Raw genomic sequence first — 18,580 nt, 5'->3', positions numbered from 1 at the left:
GGCGCTGTAGACCGCAGACAAACCTATTTACCGAACGAAAACGGGAGTAACGGAATAGAAGAGTAAAGCGTTTGCACCATGGACAAAAACGTCAGGAACGTTTTTGAACGTCGCTAGCGACGGCCCTGAAAGGGTGAATCTCAGGGATGAGATTCATATCTGCGCAAGCCGAGCGCACATGGACGTGTTTACAGCGACTTTACGATCTATCCGTTACTCCCGCTCGGCTGGCGTTAGCTACTAACCTCTAATCACAGTAAGAGTGAGTTAACCGCATTTCACGCACTTGGCGCTCTGGATCACCTGGAAGAAATCGTTGCCTTTATCATCGACCAGAATAAAGGCCGGAAAATCTTCAACTTCGATTTTCCAGATAGCTTCCATACCCAGCTCCGGGTATTCCACGCAGGTCAGGCTCTTGATGCTGTTCTGCGCCAGAATCGCTGCCGGGCCGCCGATGCTGCCGAGGTAGAAACCGCCGTGTTTATGGCACGCGTCGGTCACCTGCTGGCTGCGGTTGCCTTTTGCCAGCATGATCATGCTGCCGCCGTTGGCCTGCAATAAATCAACGTAGGAATCCATGCGGCCAGCGGTGGTTGGGCCTAACGAGCCGGACGGATAACCTTCTGGCGTTTTTGCCGGCCCCGCGTAGTAAATCGGGTGATCTTTGATGTACTGCGGCAGGCCTTCGCCGTTATCCAGACGTTCTTTCAGCTTGGCGTGAGCAATATCACGACCCACGATGATGGTGCCAGTCAGGGAAAGACGGGTGGATACGGGGTACTGCGACAGCGTCTTCAGGATCTCGGCCATCGGGCGATTCAGGTCGATTTTAACCGCATCGCCTTCGCCTGTTTCACGCAGGTGCTCAGGGATATATTTACCTGGGTTCTGCTCTAACTGCTCCAGCCAGACGCCCTTGCGGTTGATCTTACCTTTGATGTTACGGTCAGCCGAGCAGGACACGCCCATACCAACAGGGCAAGAGGCGCCGTGGCGTGGCAGGCGGATAATCCGCACGTCGTGCGCAAAATATTTACCGCCGAACTGCGCGCCCAGGCCCAGATCGCGTGCGGCTTCCAGAATTTCCTGCTCCAGCGCGACATCACGAAACGCCTGGCCATGTTCATTGCCTTCGGTCGGCAGTTCGTCGTAGTACTTGGTTGACGCCAGCTTAACGGTTTTCAGCGTGGTTTCTGCCGAAGTGCCGCCAATGACAAACGCGATATGGTACGGCGGACAGGCCGCGGTGCCCAGTGAACGCATTTTCTCGATCAGGAAACTTTTCAGTTTACCCGGCGTCAGCAGCGCTTTAGTTTCCTGATACAGATAGGTTTTGTTAGCGGAACCGCCGCCTTTGGTGACGAACAGGAATTTATAGTCCTCGCCCTCGGTGCTGTAGAGGTCAATCTGTGCAGGCAGGTTAGTGCCGGTGTTGACCTCTTTGTACATATCCAGCGCGGCGTTCTGCGAGTAACGCAAGTTGTCTTCAACGAACGTGTTGTACACGCCTTTGGACAGCGCCTCGGCGTCGTTACCGCCAGTCCAGACGTTCTGGCCTTTTTTACCGACGATGATCGCCGTACCAGTATCCTGACAGGTTGGCAGGATGCCCTTGGCGGAAATTTCTGAGTTGCGCAGGAATTGCAGGGCAACGTATTTATCGTTTTCGCTGGCTTCCGGATCGCTAAGAATATCGGCCACTTGCTGTTGGTGGGCGGGACGGAGCATGAAAGAGGCATCGTGGAAGGCTTGCTGAGCCAGAAGGGTCAACGCGGCTGGCTCGATCTTCAGGATGTCCTGACCTTCAAACTGGGCGACAGAGACAAAATCGCTGCTCAGCAGGCGATATTCGGTGTCATCTTTACTGAGTGGAAAAGGATCTTGGTAATAGAAGGGTTTATTCGACATTTTTTTCTCACTTGCAATTGCATTAATTAGTAAATTTTTCACCTTATAGGATTCAGCATCTTATTATTAAGGCGTATTACCGCAGCACTACAGGGATGTCTCGAATACAAAAGTAGTAATCGCCATAATAGTATGGTTTTTTGTCGGGAAGTACCACTTTGGTACATCACAATAATAATGCACGTGTTATTTTTTCCCCGGCGCAGACGCGTGGAACGGCGGTATGACAGAGGTTTCCTGTGCGCGGATGCGCTGGGAAATGGCACGCAATTTAACGTGAAGATATTCCTCTTTTAATTGGCTTAATTAAGTAAAGTAAATGGTGAAACTAAAAACAATAACCATTTAATCTTTAATGTTATTACCTGGCGATATAAAGACGCGGCTATCCGTTTTTTATCTCTGGAAGAAACTCGGATACATCATAAAGCCACAATGCTGTGGCCGATGGGATTACTGATGTGATTTTGCCAGCGTAATGGCGGCAGTGATGGCGGCACGTGCCTGCGGGCTATTTTTCCAGCAGGTTGAGCCCGTCAGCGCAGCGGCGTGGATGCTGAACGTCACGCTATGGCAGGCGCTGATGGTGGAGATCGGCTTCTTCCTGTTCTTCCTGCCGTACACCGTGGTGTATAACTGGGCCTACGATACGTTGCGGGAACGCATTGTGAGCCGCCGTCGCCATGTTCGTCCGGTGTCGGCCAACTCCCGTCTGCGCTAATTCATTTGCGTTAATTCGTGCGTTACCGGTGTGTCAGTTTAAAGCTCTGATACGCCGGTAATTCAAGCGATCGCCATAAATACCACGACGCCACCGTGCGATAAGGCCGACATGGCAGGCTGAGTGCCTGCAACTCGCGCGGTTTCGGCATCTCCGGCAAATCGTAAGCGTAGCGTAACCCCTGACGAATACCGAGATCGTCGAGCGGCATGATGTCGGTGCGTTCAAGCGAGTAAATCAAAAACATTTCTACCGTCCAGCGCCCGATCCCCTTGAGCGACGTCAACTGCTGAATGAGCATGTCATCATCCATTTTTGCGGCCTGTTCGAGGCTGGGAACCAGTCCGCTCAGCGCACCCTGTGCGATGCCGTGCAGCGTATCCGCTTTACGCGCAGAAAAACCACATTGCCGCAGCGTGTCGGTGGAGCAGGCCAGCATCTGTTCCGGGCTGGGGAAGACATCACCATGTACCCGCAGGAGCTTCGCGACCATCGCGTCTCCGGCACGCGTCGTCAACTGCTGGTAGGCAACGGCACGCATCAGCGCCTCATAAGGTTCCCGGTGTGGCGCGGTTTGATGGCGACAGTCGCCAATCTGTTCGATCAGGCTGGCCCAGCGTGTATTGATGGCGCTGAGATGGATTTTGGCCTGCTGTGTGAAATCCGACGGCGGATGGGATGGCATAAACGGCTTCCGTGATGAGAGCGCAAAGGCAGAAAACGAGCATAGGAGATTGCCGCATGGTGCGCCATGTGGAAATGACTATTCGGATGAAAAAGCAAGCGTTGCACGTGTGCGTAAAGTGGCTTCGGCTTAGTGTTAGCGCATGGCATGACTTTCAGTAATAGTAAGATTGGCAGTAATGCCGAGATTGGAGTGAGGTGTACAAATGCGTAACGATACGATGCTGAGTGATACGCCGTTTCAGGATGCTGACTCGCGCTGGCAGGCGGTGGTGACACGTAATCACGCGGCTGACGGCTGCTTTATCTATGCGGTGAAGACGACGGGGATTTACTGTATGCCCTCCTGTGCATCACGCCAGCCTCAGCGTGAAAATGTAGTGTTTTTCGCGACGGCCAACGAGGCGCAGGTAGCAGGTTTCCGCCCGTGTAAACGCTGTCGTCCGGGAACACGTTCGCGGCAGGAACAGCAGGTGCAGCAGATTGCCCACGCGTGCCGGATAATTGAGCAGTCAGCGCATCAGCCGACGCTGGCGGTGCTGGCTCAAGCCGTGGGGATCAGCGTGTTCCATTTTCATCGCGTGTTCAAAACCATCACCGGCCTGACGCCAAAACAGTATGCCAGCGCCCATCGTCATCGGCAGCTACGTGAACAACTGGCAGAAAAGGGAGCGGTCACCGCAGCGATTACCGCGGCGGGCTATGACGCCAGCGGGCGCTTTTATGCCGCAGCGGGGGCGCATTTAGGAATGACGCCGACGGCGTTTCAGAACAAAGGAAAAGGGATGACGATCCACTTTGCCGTTGCTTGCTGCTCACTCGGCGAGGTGCTGGTGGCGGAAAGCGAGAAAGGGATCTGCGCGATCCTGTTGGGAGACGATCCTGAATCGCTGCTCAACGCGCTTCAGGAGATGTTTGTTAACGCACAGTTGATCGGCGGCGATGCGGCGTTTGAGCAACGGATGGCACAGGTTGTCGGATTTGTCGACGATCCGGCTATCGGACTGACGCTGCCGCTGGATATTCGCGGTACGGCATTCCAACAGCGCGTCTGGCAGGCGCTGCGGGCGATCCCCGCAGGAGAAACGCTGAGCTATCGTGAGGTTGCTGAGCGTATTGGCGCTCCAGCCGCCGTGCGTGCGGTCGCGGGTGCCTGTGCGGCAAATCGGCTGGCGGTTGCCATTCCCTGTCATCGCGTGGTTCGACACGACGGCGCGCTGTCAGGCTATCGCTGGGGCATTGTGCGTAAACGCGCGTTGTTGAAGAAAGAACAGTTGGACAAAGAACGGCTGGAGAAAGAATAGGGCACGCATCCGCAAGGGGACTCATTATCGTGAATGTTGATTTATTTGCCGATGAAGCGCCGCGTCGCTGGACGGAAACGCTGGCTTCGGGGGCGTTTATCCTGCGTGGGCGCGCCTATGATGACGCCTCGGCATTGCTTGCGGGGCTGAAAGCCGTCACCGCGCGTGCGCCGCTGCGGAAGATGGTGACGCCGGGTGGTTTTGTGATGTCGGTGGCGATGAGCAACTGCGGGTCGCTCGGTTGGGTGACGGATGCACATGGCTATCGCTACACCTCACACGATCCGCTGAGCGGAGAAGCGTGGCCTGCTATGCCGGAGGCTTTTTCCCGATTGGCACAGCAGGCCGCGAGCGAAGCCGGCTTTGCTGATTTTGAACCGGATGCCTGCCTGATCAACCGCTATGACGTCGGCACACGTATGTCTCTGCATCAGGATAAAAACGAACGGGATTTTCACCAACCGATTGTGTCCGTCTCGCTGGGGCTTAGCGCGACGTTCCTGTTTGGTGGCAAGGCGCGGAGTGATAAAGCGCAGCGTGTGGCGTTGACGCACGGCGATGTGGTGGTCTGGGGCGGCGAATCACGGCTCTATTTCCACGGCATTTTGCCGTTGAAAAGCGGTAACGTGCCGGCAGGGATGTCCGACGAATGCCGTTTTAATCTTACGTTTCGTAAAGCTGGATAAGAGTAAAAAGGATTTATCTCCCCTCTACGTACTCCAGTTTCTCTTCTCTCGAATCAGTGATTTTAGATAAATGTTGCAGATGTGAATAAATGTGAGGCGATTCAAATTATCGTTATTAATATACTTGTATGGTAGTCAGCATAAACGAATGGCTACATGCATAGAAGGATAAGTAACGTGAAAATTGTCAGCGCTGAAGTGTTTGTCACCTGCCCGGGGCGGAACTTTGTCACCCTGAAAATTACGACAGATAGCGGATTAACTGGCCTCGGCGATGCGACGCTCAACGGGCGTGAATTGCCGGTCGCCTCTTACCTCAAAGATCATGTGTGCCCGCAGCTTATCGGCCGCGATGCGCACCAGATCGAAGACATTTGGCAATATTTTTACAAAGGCGCGTACTGGCGTCGTGGCCCGGTAACGATGTCCGCGATTTCCGCGGTCGATATGGCGCTGTGGGACATCAAAGCCAAAGCTGCCAACATGCCGCTCTATCAACTGCTGGGGGGCGCATCGCGCACGGGCGTGATGGTGTATTGCCACACCACAGGCCACTCGATTGATGAAGTGTTGGACGATTACGCCAAGCATCGCGATCAGGGCTTCAAGGCGATTCGCGTGCAGTGCGGCGTGCCGGGTATGAAAACCACCTACGGCATGGCGAAGGGCAAAGGGTTGGCGTATGAGCCGGCGACGAAAGGCAATTGGCCGGAAGAGCAACTGTGGTCGACGGAGAAATACCTCGATTTCACGCCGAAATTGTTTGAAGCGGTGCGCGATAAGTTTGGTTTTGATGAACATCTGCTGCACGACATGCACCACCGCCTCACGCCGATTGAAGCGGCGCGCTTTGGCAAAAGCATTGAAGACTATCGCCTCTTCTGGATGGAGGACCCAACGCCGGCGGAAAATCAGGAGTGTTTCCGCTTAATTCGCCAACACACCGTCACGCCGATTGCGGTGGGGGAAGTCTTTAACAGCATCTGGGACTGCAAGCAGCTGATCGAAGAACAGCTCATCGACTACATTCGCACGACGATTACCCACGCGGGCGGCATTACCGGCATGCGCCGCATCGCCGATTTTGCCTCACTCTATCAGGTACGCACCGGTTCGCATGGGCCGTCGGATCTGTCGCCTATTTGCATGGCGGCGGCACTGCATTTTGATCTCTGGGTGCCAAACTTCGGCGTACAGGAGTACATGGGATATTCGGAGCAAATGCTGGAAGTGTTCCCACATAGCTGGACGTTCGATAATGGCTACATGCACCCAGGCGAAAAACCGGGGTTAGGCATCGAGTTCGATGAAAAGCTGGCGGCCAAATATCCCTATGACCCCGCTTATTTGCCGGTTGCCCGTCTGGAAGACGGCACGCTGTGGAATTGGTAAGGGTCGAATGGGGAATAAGAGGCTAAAACATGAAAAGCATTGTGATACAGCAGCCAAATACGTTGGTGATTGAAGAACGCAGTATTCCGCAACCAGCGGCAGGCGAAGTTCGGGTGAAGGTGAAGCTGGCGGGCATCTGTGGTTCGGACAGCCACATCTATCGCGGGCATAACCCTTTTGCCAAGTACCCACGCGTGATTGGACATGAATTCTTCGGCGTGATTGAAGCGGTCGGTGAGGGCGTGGACACCTCCCGTCTGGGCGAACGCGTGTCGGTCGATCCGGTCGTAAGCTGCGGCCACTGCTACCCGTGTTCTATCGGCAAGCCGAACGTCTGTACCTCACTGGTGGTGCTGGGCGTGCATCGTGATGGCGGGTTCAGCGAGTATGCCGCCGTACCAGCGAAGAACGCGCACACTATTCCGGATGAGATTCCTGATGAGTTAGCCGTCATGGTGGAGCCTTTCACGATTTCCGCCAACGTGACTGCACAGGTGAAGCCGACGGAGCAGGATGTCGCCCTGATTTATGGCGCGGGGCCGATGGGGTTGACCTCGGTTCAGGTGCTGAAAGGTGTGTTCAACGTGAAGGAAGTCATTGTCGTCGATCGCATTCCTGAACGTCTGGATATGGCATTACGCAGCGGAGCGGACAGGGTTATCAACAACGCATCGCTGTCCTTAAAAGACGAACTGGAAGCGTTGAATATCAAGCCTACGCTGATTGTTGATGCTGCCTGCCATCCGTCTATTTTGCAGGAAGCGATTACGATTGCGTCTCCTGCGGCACGTATCGCCATCATGGGTTTTTCCAGCGAACCTTGTCAGGTTAGCCAGCAGGGCATCACCAGCAAAGAGCTCTCCATTTTCTCATCACGGTTGAATGCCAACAAATTCCCAATCGTGATTGCGTGGCTGAAAGAGAAACGTATCGATCCGGAAAAACTGATTACTCACCGGTTTGATTATCAGGAGGTTGTACAGGCAATTGAAGTTTTTGAAAAAGATCAAAAACGCTGCTGCAAAGTCCTGCTGAAATTTAATGATGCATGACAGATATAAATAATGTCACCGAATGATATATACCCTAAATAATTCGATTTGCGTGACAAAACGTTAGCGTTTTGAACAACGCTCTGCGTTGACCCTTTAGGGCAAGGCCCATTTATGGCCTTGTAACGCGGCAACCGAGCGAATCCCCAAGAGCTTACTCAGGTAAGTGACTGGGGTGAGTAAGGGCGGCCAACGCACAAGCAGCTTGAAGTATGACGGGTATAAAAGGAAAAACGTTATCGACTACATAATAATATCATGATTCATTTTAAGTAATTATTTCTCTCTTAATTACTCCAGGCCGCTAATAACGGACTGGAGTGGATTTCGACACCATGATGAACGGTAATTTTATTTACTGTGCTCTACCATAATTACAAATCGTCGAGAGTATATATATGAATAAGCATAAGATAGCATCTGGACAAAATAAGCCTGCAAGAAGTACCTCTGACTTAGTCAAAGCGGCGGTATCCGGCTGGCTGGGCACCGCATTGGAATTTATGGATTTCCAACTGTATTCGCTCGGGGCGGCGCTGGTCTTCCATGAAATCTTCTTCCCTGAACAATCGGCGGCGATGGCGCTGATTCTGGCAATGGGCACCTATGGTGCTGGCTACGTGGCACGTATTGTCGGCGCCTTTATTTTCGGCCGCATGGGTGACTCCATTGGTAGAAAGAAAGTGCTCTTTATTACCATTACCATGATGGGTATCTGTACCACGTTAATCGGCGTGCTGCCGACCTACGCGCAGATCGGTATTTTCGCACCGATCTTGCTGGTGACCTTGCGTATCGTACAGGGTGTAGGTGCAGGGGCGGAGATCTCCGGTGCGGGAACGATGCTGGCGGAATATGCGCCGAAGGGGAAACGCGGGATTATTTCCTCACTGGTGGCTATGGGCACCAACTGCGGTACGCTTAGCGCCACGGCTATTTGGGCCTTCATGTTCTTTGCCCTCTCCAGAGAAGAATTATTGGCATGGGGCTGGCGTGTGCCGTTCCTGGCTAGCGTCATCGTGATGATATTCGCGATCTGGCTGCGCATGAACCTGAAAGAAAGCCCAGTCTTTGAGAAAGTCAGCAATGATGTATCCGGTACTGAAGAGCCATCCCCCGCACTGGTGGTTGAGCAAAGCGAGCAAAAATCCATATTGTCGATGTTCAGAGGCAAAGCATTTTGGCTGGCGGTTGGGTTACGTTTTGGTCAGGCGGGAAATTCAGGATTAATTCAGACCTTCCTAGCGGGATATTTGGTTCAAACGCTGCTGTTTGAGAAATATATTCCAACAGATGCCTTGATGATCAGTTCTATTATCGGTTTTATCACCATTCCGTTATTAGGATGGCTATCGGATAAAGTGGGGCGTCGCATACCTTATATTATTCTGAATATCTCGGCGATATTACTAGCCTACCCAATGCTCTCTCTTATTGTTGATAAAGAGAATAGCGTGAATGTCATTATCGTCAGCATCATCATTATTCATAACTTCGCGGTGCTGGGATTATTTGCACTGGAGAATATCACTCTGGCAGAAATGTTTGGTGGGCGTAGCCGCTTTACGCAAATGGCGATTGCCAAAGAAACCGGTGGGTTAGTTGCCGTTGGTTTCGGTCCAGTATTAGCCGGTATTTTCTGCAACATGACGGGTTCCTGGTGGCCGATTGTCGTGATGCTGATTGCCTACTCAGTGATTGGCTTATTTGCGGCTATCTGCATGCCGGAAGTGAAAGATCGCGATTTAGATGAATTAGACGACGCGGCATAACGTTCAGATTGTCATTGTTCGAGTTGCAGATGAGGTGACCTTACTGCAACTCGAATCATTTAGGGCGAAGACGTATTTTTTGAATCACCTATCAAGGATAACGATGAGTATCAGCGAATTTTCTACTCTTAAACCGCAGGTTGTGGTGCCGCGTTACGACCGCAGCCTGCTAAAAACACGTATTGCGCATATTGGCTTTGGCGCATTCCACCGAGCGCATCAGGCAGTCTGTGCCGATAAGTTAGCGATGGAGCACGGCAGCGACTGGGGTTATTGTGAAATCAACCTGATTGGCGGCGAGCAGCAGATTGAGGCTATTCGCCAGCAGGATTTACTGTGGTCGGTGTCCGAAATGGCGGACAGCGGCTGGAATAGCCGAGTCATCGGCGTAGCAACCGGTGCGCTGCATGCGGAAGTCGAAGGCATCGATGCGGTGCTGGAAGCGCTAAGCGCACCGGATATCGCCATTGTGTCGATTACCGTCACGGAGAAAGGCTATTGCCACCATCCGGCGACGGGGCAGTTGAATCTTGAACATCCGCTGATTTGCCATGACCTGGCGTCCCCTACAGAACCACGCTCGCTGCCCGGCGTGATTCTGGCTGCCATCAAACGCAGACGGGAACGCCAGCTACCGGCATTCAGCGTGATGTCCTGCGACAATATGCCAGAGAACGGGCACGTTACGCGCAACGTGCTCGTGCAACTGGCCGAACAGCAGGATGTCGAACTGGCGCGCTGGATTGAGCAGCACGTCACCTTTCCGTCCACCATGGTGGACCGAATTGTTCCGGCTATCACCGAGGAAACGCTTGAGACGATTCAAGGGCAACTGGGTGTGGCCGATCCGGCGGGCATCGCCTGTGAACCGTTCTTCCAGTGGGTGATTGAAGATAACTTCGTTAACGGCCGCCCCGCATGGGAAAAAGCGGGCGCGGAGCTGGTACAGGATGTGCTGCCGTTTGAGGAAATGAAGTTGCGCATGTTGAACGGCAGCCACTCGTTTCTGGCGTATCTGGGGTATTTGGCGGGCTATCAGCATATCAGTGAGTGCATGCAGGACGGCGATCTGGTCGCGGCGGCGCACCATCTGATGCTGGATGAGCAAGCGCCAACGCTACGGACACAGGGGGTTGATCTCGCGGCCTATGCGGAGGCGCTGTTGGATCGCTATCGAAATCGGGCGTTAAAGCACCGTACGTGGCAGATTGCGATGGACGGTTCGCAGAAACTGCCGCAGCGGATGCTGGATTCGATCCGCTGGCATCTGGCGCGCGACAGCCGTTTTGATGCACTGGCACTCGGTGTGGCAGGCTGGATGCGCTATGTCGGCGGTGTGGATGAACAAGGAAAACCGATTGAGATCAGCGATCCGCTAAAAGATCAGATTGCTGAAACGGTGCAACGCAGCTCAGAAGGTGAAAGCCGTGTTGCGGCATTGCTGACGCTGACGGCGATTTTTGGTGAGGATTTACCGAACAATCCAGTCTTTGTCGATGCGGTGACGCAGCACTACCTGTCGCTGTTAGCGAAGGGCGTGAAGGGCACTTTGCAGGAGATGTCTTGGTAGGACGAAAGCGCCGCGGGTGCGGTAAGACTGACACTCGCTGCGCTAAGCGTGTATCATAAGCGGTAAATTTCTTGGCTAAGCACAGCGGCATGGATACCTCTTTTCAGATCAACAACAACGAACCAGTCAATCAGCAAATTTATCGCGTACTGCGCAAAGACATTGTGGAATGCAATATTCCGCCGGGTAAGCTGCTGTCTGAAAAAGAAATTTCTGTGCGTTTTGATGTGTCCCGCCAGCCGGTTCGAGAGGCTTTTATCAAGCTGGCAGAGGCTGGATTGGTGCAGATCCTGCCGCAGCGCGGCACGTTTGTCATGAAGATCTCCGAGCAGCGCGTGGCAGATGCCCGCTTTATCCGTCAGGCGCTGGAGTGCGCGATTGTACGTCGGGCTGCAGAAATGGTGACAGATGAACAACTGCTGACGCTGGAGCACAACTTACGCCGTCAGGAACTGGCTGCGCAGAATGAGCAGGTGCGCGAGTTTCTCAGTCTTGATGACAGTTTCCATCAGCTTCTTACGCAGATTGCCAACTGTCCACTGGCGTGGGAAACCATCGAATCGATCAAAGCGACGATGGATCGCGTACGTTTTCTCAGCCTGAGCCAGGTTTCTCCGCCGGTTAGCCTGATCCAACAACACTACCTGATTTTTAGTGCCCTGAAAGCGCGCGATCCTGATGCCGCGGAAAAAGCGATTCGTGAGCATTTGCAGGAAATGATCTATTCGATCACGCCGATTGCGCAACAGAATAGTGACTGGTTCGAGCACGTCTGAGTACCTGCCGCGCTGAATGATGGCTTCCACTTCGATCCTGTGGTGGAAGCCATACTAAAGGTTACTTCAGTGGTTGTGCTAGGTGAATCACCCACAGTTCATTATCGGCTTCTGGCTTCTCTAACGGTTTGATGGCTAGCGTTGTATCGACGGCTTTTCCGTCCCGCGTCAGTTTACCATCGGCAGTAACCTGATAGTCGTCCGCTTTGTCTTTCACTTTCACTGGAGATTGCAGCACGGATTGCAGACCAAAGTCGTTGTCGTTGATAACGGCCAGTGTTTGCTGATCGACCAGCGCCAGCCCCTCAACTTTCTCCTGCTGCCAGCCGAGCTTACGCAGATCGACCAGCTCCTGCTTGCTCGCCAACGTAATGCCGCGTTTTTCCAACTGGGCGAGATCGTCAAATTCTGGCGATTTTCCATCGGCATCGAACGGCGTCAGGTCGCTCGCTTTGCTGAGATCGACCAGATAGATGCGGTTCTGCATCTGTTTGTCTTTATCCGCGCCTTGCTCGACCAGCAGAATGCGCTGATTATCCAGCGCCACGATGTCGCCGATCTTGGCATCTTTCGCTTTCTTATAGCTGTCGATGTTGATGGGGTAGCCCAGCATGCGGCTGGTTTGGGTTTCCGGATTAAACATCACCAGACGCGTAAACTGTGCTTTATTTTTGGTTTTGCCGTCGATATCCAGCGTGCTTTGCACAGCCATGACGATCGTGCCATCTGGCAGGCGGGTCAGCCCTTCAAAACCCCGATTTGGTTGACGCCACTTGATGATATTCGGTAAGCCGCTGGCAACCGAGTGTTCATTGCTCGTAGGCGTTGGCCCGAATTTTTGCAGGATCTTCCCGCTGGCATCAACGTGGATCAGGAACGGGCCATATTCGTCACACAGCCAGAAACCGCCGTTGCCGTCCGGCGTAATCCCTTCGGTGTCCAGCCCGCGCTGGCTGGTGCTGAGGGGGTGCAACGCATCGTTCAGCGCCACTTCATTGGTGGTGCCAATAAAATCTGCCGGCAGCGGTAGGCCGGTAATTTTACCCTCGCCATCGTGCAGCGGGCGGGCGTTGATCGCCTCGGCGGTTTTCGCACTGACCCGAATGTCCATCATCAGCGGCGCGTAATCAGGGCTGGCGAAGATCTTGGCCTCTTTCTCGCCGACCAGCGGCGCATCGGCATTCGGGCCGCGATCGGTGACGGTGGTGAACATTAGGTCGTTCCCCTGTTTGCCTGTAAAATAGAGGCCGGAACCAATGCCAACAGGCAGGCCATTGGGGAAATTCTGGGCGAATTTTCCCTGATACGTCACACGCTCGCTGGCTGGGAAGGTGACGACATAGCGTGTCACCTTTTCTCCTGCGGCCTGAACGCTGAACGGCAAAAATCCGGCAACCAGCAGTGCTAACAACGTGTGTTTCATGGGATTCGCTCTTTGATGTGGGGTGATTGAACAGACGTATTGTCGGAGCATAGATAATCGTCATGTCAGTTTTGTGACCATAGGCTTCATTTTGCAATGAAGTCTATGGTTTTCAAGGTATATCCGTCGCTCGCCGGATCGTTATCTCTTTCCGTGAGGTTTCCTGAAAGCGAAAACGAGCTGGAGCGTGTTGCACAGCACCAGAAAGGCGGTGATGACGAACACCCAGCGGAATCCCATCATGGCGGACACGCCGGAACCGACCAGCGGCCCCAGTACGTTGCCCAGATACATGAATGACTGGTTATAACCGAAGATACGGCCCGTCACCTGCTGGCTGCTGTATTTGACTAACAGCGCCTGCACGGTCGGCATCAGTGCGCCATCGGCAAAGCCTAGCATAAAGCGCAGGATGCCGAGTTGTGTGGGGCTTTTTACCGCCGCCATGATCAGGAACAGAAGTACGCTGATGGCCAGTGCGGCGATCAGAACGCGGTGTGCGCCGATTCGATCGCCTAAACGACCAAGTCTCGGGGCGGATAGCAGGGCGGATACGCCGGGAATGGCGGCAATCACGCCGCTGATAAAGGCGATGTTGTCCGTGCTGGGCGTTAGATCGCGGATGAACAGGGTGAGAATGGGGCTGATGGAGCCGTTCGCCATCTGGATCATCATCGTCGTAATGAACAGACAGATGATGAGCGCCGGATACGGCAGAGACGCAAAGACGGCTTTCCCGCTGAGCCGATTCTCTTTGGTGACTTTAACCACGCTCTCTTTAATCGCGAAAAGCGTAATCAGGAAGCTGGTAAACAACATGCCGCCAGTGATGAAAAAGACGATGCGTAGCCCGATGTAGTCGGCCATAAAGCCGCCAAATAAGGGGCCGAGAATGACACCGGCGATCTGCCCGGTCGATAGCATACCCAGCGCCCAGCCGCTTTTTTCACGCGGAACCTGTGAGGCGATCAGCGCCATCGCGTTGGGTATGTACCCGGAAGTCAGCCCCATCAGCGTGCGCAGGATGAACAGGTGCCACACGTTGGTCGCCAGCCCTTGCAACGACATCACGACTGCCATGCCCAGCGCGGCGCGCAGTAGCATAAGCTTGCGGCCTTTACGGTCGGCGAGGCTTCCCCACAGTGGCGCGACGGCGGCGGAGACGAGAAAAGACGAACTAAAAATCAAGCCGGACCACAGGCTCAGTGATTCGTGCGAGTGAACGCCGAGCTGCTCAATGTACAGCGGCAGAAAGGGTAATATCTGGCTCATTGCCAGCCCAGTGAAAAAGCATCCCAGCCAGGCAGAGAAGAGGTTAAGTTTCCAGGTTTCCATGGGGGTCGGAATAGGCCTTCATTAGCGAATAACCAATGGCGAAACCGTGGTGACTGCGCGCAAAAAGTGTGCTAACCGACAGTGAATGGCGCTCAATTAATAACGGACAGTGACTAAAATTTCGTCTTTCATCATGAGCATAGCATAGCCTGCGGTGTATTGGTCACTGAGGGTAATGATTCGCAACAAAAGAAAATCAGCGTGGGAAGCAGGTGGGAATAGGGGAAAGTGTCGGTGAATTTTATTATGTGATGTATGTCACAAAAAATTGGCTTTTGAACCATAGGGGTTGTACAATTCACCACCATAAGGCAGCCCACTGCCACGTAAGGCAAGAACCACCCCATCGCGTCATTAGAATAACGAGCTAAGTCAATAAGGTGAAAAAAGTGCGTAACTTCTTTAAAAAAATGCTGGCGGCTTACCTGAATACTTATAAAGACGTACCGCCCGGCGCACTGTTCTAAGAATTTGTGCTATGCAAACAGGCCGCCATCATGGCGGCCTGTGTATTTATGGGGAACCGAGAACCAACATAACGTGGTTCTGAGTCGGTTCCCTTTTTTGTGGTGATCTTACTTCGTGCTGTAGACCGGAACGGCCGTCACTTCTGACACTGCTTCGGTCAGGTAAGCACCGGCTGCGCTGCTTTTGACTTCATTTTCATCAATAAAGCCATAGAACACGCCTTGCGACGCAGAAGTACCGCGAATTTCCGCATCTCCACGCATCTGTGCATTGCCTGACAGCACAATGCCGCGTTCAAACGCGCCCGGCCCCATGAAGACCGTATGCAGCCGCGCGTTATCACGTACGACGGTATTGCCTTGCAGCACCGTCAGGCCGCTAACGACAGCACGACCTTCTACCGTTCCGTTCAGAATCGTTGCACGATCTTCAATTCTGGCGTTATCCCTTACCGTACCGCCGATGACGCGAGCATAAGGCCCGACGTATGCGGTAGGGGCAACATTGGCTGCGTTGGAGACCCAGCCGCCGCCGTTTGGATGGCGAGAGCCGTTAGCGGTCGGATTCGGTGCGCCAGGCTGGCTGCCTTCCGGCCAGACGCCAGTGAAATCAGCCATCCACGGGTAGCGGTAAAGGGAGTAGTAAGCCTGATCCCACTTGATCTTCTGCATTTGCGATGGTGTGCCCATGACCACCATGTAAATGCCGCGATCGTCCTGACGGATCGTGAAATTTTTCACCGTGGCAGACGCGCCGCGTTGTAGCTCGCTGTAGCGAGAAACACCGTCCGAACCGATAGCGACAATCCCCCAGCGCCAGTCGGAATTAGGCTGTGGCATTGTTGCCGGATCGTTTTTCAGCCCAGGGAAGCGGGTAATGGCAGATTTGCTCTGCACCATACCACGGAATTTGACGCTGATTTGCGTCGCGCCACTTTCTGGGATCAGCCGGACGATGTTGTAGCCCAACTGCTGTGGAGCTTGATCGAACGGGACAGAGAAACGGCGCAGGGTGGTGCTGGCACCAACAACCGGCTCAAGTGTCGTGGTTCTCAGCAGACGGTCAGCATTATTCTGGTTGGGTTGTACCGCACCATAGCTGCCGTAGGTTGAACGATAAAAACGACCACGATCGAAACCGTCTGGATCGATGTAATCCCAGTTGACGTTGTGCATCGCCCAATCGCCGAAGACATCGTTAAATTCAGACTGGCTCCAGCCCATGTTGGTACGCAGAACGGACAGCGGATCGGCGGTAGACTGGCCGCTTTCGCCCCATTTCGGCGCTTTTGCCCACATATCGTTGATGGCGCTATAGCCAAAGCGGTTCTTCAGGTATTCCATAAACTGCCAGTTGCAGTAACGGTTACGCGTCGAACCCAGATAAATATGCGGATAGTTGACCAGCATTTCCGAACAGTGTGCAGACGTACCACGGAATTCGTCCATCTGGTGCGTCATCCAGTTCGCGTGGGATTCCCAAATCCAGCCAACGTAGTTATCACCTGAGCTCTGGAAGCCGCCAGTTTGCCCTTGCAGCGCATGGGTAAATTCGTGCGCCAGCCCCCAGTTATCTTTGAGCGACGCAGGGCCGATCCACATGCCCATACTGCCACCGCCCGCAATACCTCCGCTGAGCCCAAAGGTCGGGTCGATGTGAATATTGGCTTTATATTTCACGGTCTGTTTGCAATAAGGCTCGGGGAACTCAATTTGTTTAATAAACTTATCCCAAATTTGTTCCAGTTTCTGCCCTGCGGCAACCGCATCATTACGGTTAACATCGTTATTATTCCAGCGGAAGGCAAAATGCTCGGTCTGGTATTTCACGGAAGGCATATCGGTGATGGAATTATCCACCTGCCAGTTACCCGCGACACAAGCCTCGGCAGCGTTTGCCGTATTGACCATTAAGGCACCGCTTAAAACGAGTAGACAGTTTAACGGCGTGAGAAGTGTTTTTATTTTTGACATAAATCCTTTTCCTAGCAGTAATATTGCTAATCAGCCTTATTATTTTAAGGAGAGAAATTCTCCGTTGATAAATAAGACCCATCCCAAGGCCATCATGGCCTGTTTCTCTTAAGTAAAAATATATCGACCTCTGTAGAGAGAGGTCGATTGGATTATAGGTTAATTTTTTCCTGTTACCTATTTCATTTTAAATTTTGGTTATGTTCTAGTTTCCTAAAATACACATGATTGTTGGTGTAGTGCTTTATTATCCAATAAAGGATACTGGCTGCCAGTAACGAATTAAACGCCGGCACGCCCCACTCGAAGGCTAATCCAACAATGGCGCCGATAATGCTGGCAATAATCGCGGGCCAGCCAATCAGTGGTGTTTGTGCGCTATCCGGTAATTGGCCTTCGGCACGGCTGGCATCGAGCAGCGTTCTGTGAGTGCGTAAAATATAATAGTCAACCAGCATCACACCGATAATGGGGGGGAATAGCACGCCTAATAGCGTCAGAAAATCAATGAAACGATCCAGAATACCGGCGACGGAAAGCGCTGTGCCGATGACACCAATCACCAGGGTGATCGAGACATAGCGTAATTTTCTCCCCGTGACGCCCTCTATGGCATTGGCGATTCCCAAAGATGAAGAATACAGGTTGATATCGTTGACTCTCAGTGTCGAAAATATAACGGCAATCAGCCCGATGCCGCCCGCCGCCTGAGACATGATCGTCACAACATCTGCGGTATTGAGCGCGCGGGCAATAATGATGGCGAGGCCATTTACAATAAATTCCCCGACGATAATCGACAGCATCGTCATCCAGAAAACGTGTTTTCCGGTTTGAGAATAGCGCGTCATATCTGGCGTAATTAAGCTGGCGACGATGCATCCGCCCACAACCATCGTCGCCCCAGCACTAATAGAAATGGCTTCACCATTAGGTGCAGACGCGATCAGTTCAGCAATATTGTGGCCGGAGAGCGTCATGATCGAAATATAGCCGACGACGATGACAAACATTGGTACGGCAATTTTGGCGGTGAAGCGTAGTGCTCTAAAACCGAAGGCAACGAGTAGCGTCAGTGCAATACCGGACAGGGCGGCAGACCAGCCGAAACCGAGCTTATCCGCCATCGCGAAGTTGAGCGCTTTGGCGAATACGGCATTCTGAACGCCGAACCAGCCGATGAGACTCACAGCGATGACCAGCCCAATCAGGACGGCACCAATACGACCAAAGCCGCACCAGCGTGCGAGCAGGCTGCCCGACATCCCTTCTTTCATTCCGGCGTAGCCCAGCCCCACGGTTACCACACCAAAAATGACGCTGCCAATAAAAATGGCGAGAAATGCCTGACTCAGCGTCATGGAATGGCCGAGCACCGCACCTAACATAAACTGATCTAATGCGGTTAACATGCCGATGTGGACTAATGCCACATTTAAAAAAGGCAGCCGGACACTCAGCGGAACGCGGCTGACGGGGTAATCATCTATTTTTTCCATAGGGATATGTTCTC

14 protein-coding genes and 2 pseudogenes are annotated in these 18,580 nt (G+C 53.1%); 9 read left to right on the top strand and 7 right to left on the bottom strand.

Annotated features, from left to right (window positions below; translation table 11 throughout):
• Nucleotides 1-267: 267 nt before the first annotated feature.
• Both fumA and H0247_RS19860 read right to left on the bottom strand, forming a co-directional pair.
• On the bottom strand, nt 268-1,911 hold the full coding sequence (gene fumA / locus H0247_RS15530; RefSeq protein WP_039497095.1) for a class I fumarate hydratase FumA: 1,644 nt from the start codon (nt 1,909-1,911) through the stop codon (nt 268-270).
• 453 nt (nt 1,912-2,364) lie between these two features.
• A pseudogene (locus H0247_RS19860) lies at nt 2,365-2,460 on the bottom strand (helix-hairpin-helix domain-containing protein); the annotation flags it as partial.
• Between H0247_RS19860 and H0247_RS15525 the strand changes: the two are divergent.
• Nucleotides 2,447-2,632 (top strand): annotated as a pseudogene (locus H0247_RS15525) (chlorhexidine efflux transporter); the annotation flags it as partial. The pseudogenes H0247_RS19860 and H0247_RS15525 sit on opposite strands and share 14 nt — an antisense overlap.
• 22 nt (nt 2,633-2,654) lie before the next feature.
• Here H0247_RS15525 and H0247_RS15520 read toward each other — a convergent pair.
• Nucleotides 2,655-3,317, bottom strand: a complete 663-nt coding sequence (locus H0247_RS15520) for a DNA-3-methyladenine glycosylase (RefSeq protein ID WP_180743351.1) — start codon at nt 3,315-3,317, stop codon at nt 2,655-2,657.
• Between the two features lie 205 nt (nt 3,318-3,522).
• Between H0247_RS15520 and ada the strand changes: the two genes are divergently transcribed.
• From ada to H0247_RS15485, 7 genes are all read left to right on the top strand, one after another.
• Complete coding sequence (gene ada / locus H0247_RS15515; RefSeq protein ID WP_180743350.1) at nt 3,523-4,620, top strand: bifunctional DNA-binding transcriptional regulator/O6-methylguanine-DNA methyltransferase Ada; 1,098 nt, start codon at nt 3,523-3,525, stop codon at nt 4,618-4,620.
• Nucleotides 4,621-4,649: 29 nt separating this feature from the next.
• Nucleotides 4,650-5,306 (top strand): DNA oxidative demethylase AlkB, encoded by a 657-nt coding sequence (gene alkB, locus H0247_RS15510; protein ID WP_180743349.1) that lies wholly within the window; start codon nt 4,650-4,652, stop codon nt 5,304-5,306.
• Nucleotides 5,307-5,483: 177 nt separating this feature from the next.
• Entirely contained in the window at nt 5,484-6,698 is a 1,215-nt protein-coding gene (gene manD / locus H0247_RS15505; RefSeq protein WP_180743348.1) for a D-mannonate dehydratase ManD, read from the top strand.
• Nucleotides 6,699-6,727: 29 nt separating this feature from the next.
• Entirely contained in the window at nt 6,728-7,750 is a 1,023-nt protein-coding gene (locus H0247_RS15500) for a Zn-dependent oxidoreductase (RefSeq protein WP_180743347.1), read from the top strand.
• Between the two features lie 398 nt (nt 7,751-8,148).
• Nucleotides 8,149-9,522: an MFS transporter gene (locus tag H0247_RS15495; protein ID WP_180743346.1), complete on the top strand. Its 1,374-nt coding sequence runs from the start codon at nt 8,149-8,151 to the stop codon at nt 9,520-9,522.
• Nucleotides 9,523-9,625: 103 nt separating this feature from the next.
• Nucleotides 9,626-11,092 (top strand): mannitol dehydrogenase family protein, encoded by a 1,467-nt coding sequence (locus H0247_RS15490; RefSeq protein WP_180743345.1) that lies wholly within the window; start codon nt 9,626-9,628, stop codon nt 11,090-11,092.
• 89 nt (nt 11,093-11,181) lie between these two features.
• Nucleotides 11,182-11,868, top strand: a complete 687-nt coding sequence (locus H0247_RS15485; protein WP_180743477.1) for a GntR family transcriptional regulator — start codon at nt 11,182-11,184, stop codon at nt 11,866-11,868.
• A gap of 61 nt (nt 11,869-11,929) precedes the next feature.
• Here the strand turns inward: H0247_RS15485 and H0247_RS15480 are convergent, their stop codons facing one another.
• Together H0247_RS15480 and H0247_RS15475 are read right to left on the bottom strand one after the other, a co-directional pair.
• Nucleotides 11,930-13,291: an esterase-like activity of phytase family protein gene (locus H0247_RS15480; protein WP_180743344.1), complete on the bottom strand. Its 1,362-nt coding sequence runs from the start codon at nt 13,289-13,291 to the stop codon at nt 11,930-11,932.
• A 141-nt stretch (nt 13,292-13,432) separates the two neighbouring features.
• A complete protein-coding gene (locus H0247_RS15475) occupies nt 13,433-14,626 on the bottom strand; it encodes a multidrug efflux MFS transporter (RefSeq protein ID WP_180743343.1) in 1,194 nt (397 codons plus the stop codon).
• 380 nt (nt 14,627-15,006) lie between these two features.
• Here H0247_RS15475 and azuC point away from each other — a divergent pair, with 380 nt between their 5' ends.
• Nucleotides 15,007-15,093: a stress response protein AzuC gene (gene azuC, locus H0247_RS20040; RefSeq protein WP_085996941.1), complete on the top strand. Its 87-nt coding sequence runs from the start codon at nt 15,007-15,009 to the stop codon at nt 15,091-15,093.
• Between the two features lie 108 nt (nt 15,094-15,201).
• Here the strand turns inward: azuC and H0247_RS15465 are convergent, their stop codons facing one another.
• Both H0247_RS15465 and H0247_RS15460 read right to left on the bottom strand, forming a co-directional pair.
• Nucleotides 15,202-17,067: an Svx/AvrXca family virulence/avirulence protein gene (locus H0247_RS15465; RefSeq protein WP_180743342.1), complete on the bottom strand. Its 1,866-nt coding sequence runs from the start codon at nt 17,065-17,067 to the stop codon at nt 15,202-15,204.
• A gap of 182 nt (nt 17,068-17,249) precedes the next feature.
• Nucleotides 17,250-18,566 (bottom strand): cytosine permease, encoded by a 1,317-nt coding sequence (locus tag H0247_RS15460; RefSeq protein WP_180743341.1) that lies wholly within the window; start codon nt 18,564-18,566, stop codon nt 17,250-17,252.
• Nucleotides 18,567-18,580 lie beyond the last annotated feature (14 nt).

The organism is Pectobacterium sp. CFBP8739 (assembly GCF_013449375.1).
GTDB lineage: Bacteria > Pseudomonadota > Gammaproteobacteria > Enterobacterales > Enterobacteriaceae > Pectobacterium.
This window is presented reverse-complemented; position numbering and strand designations above follow the sequence as displayed.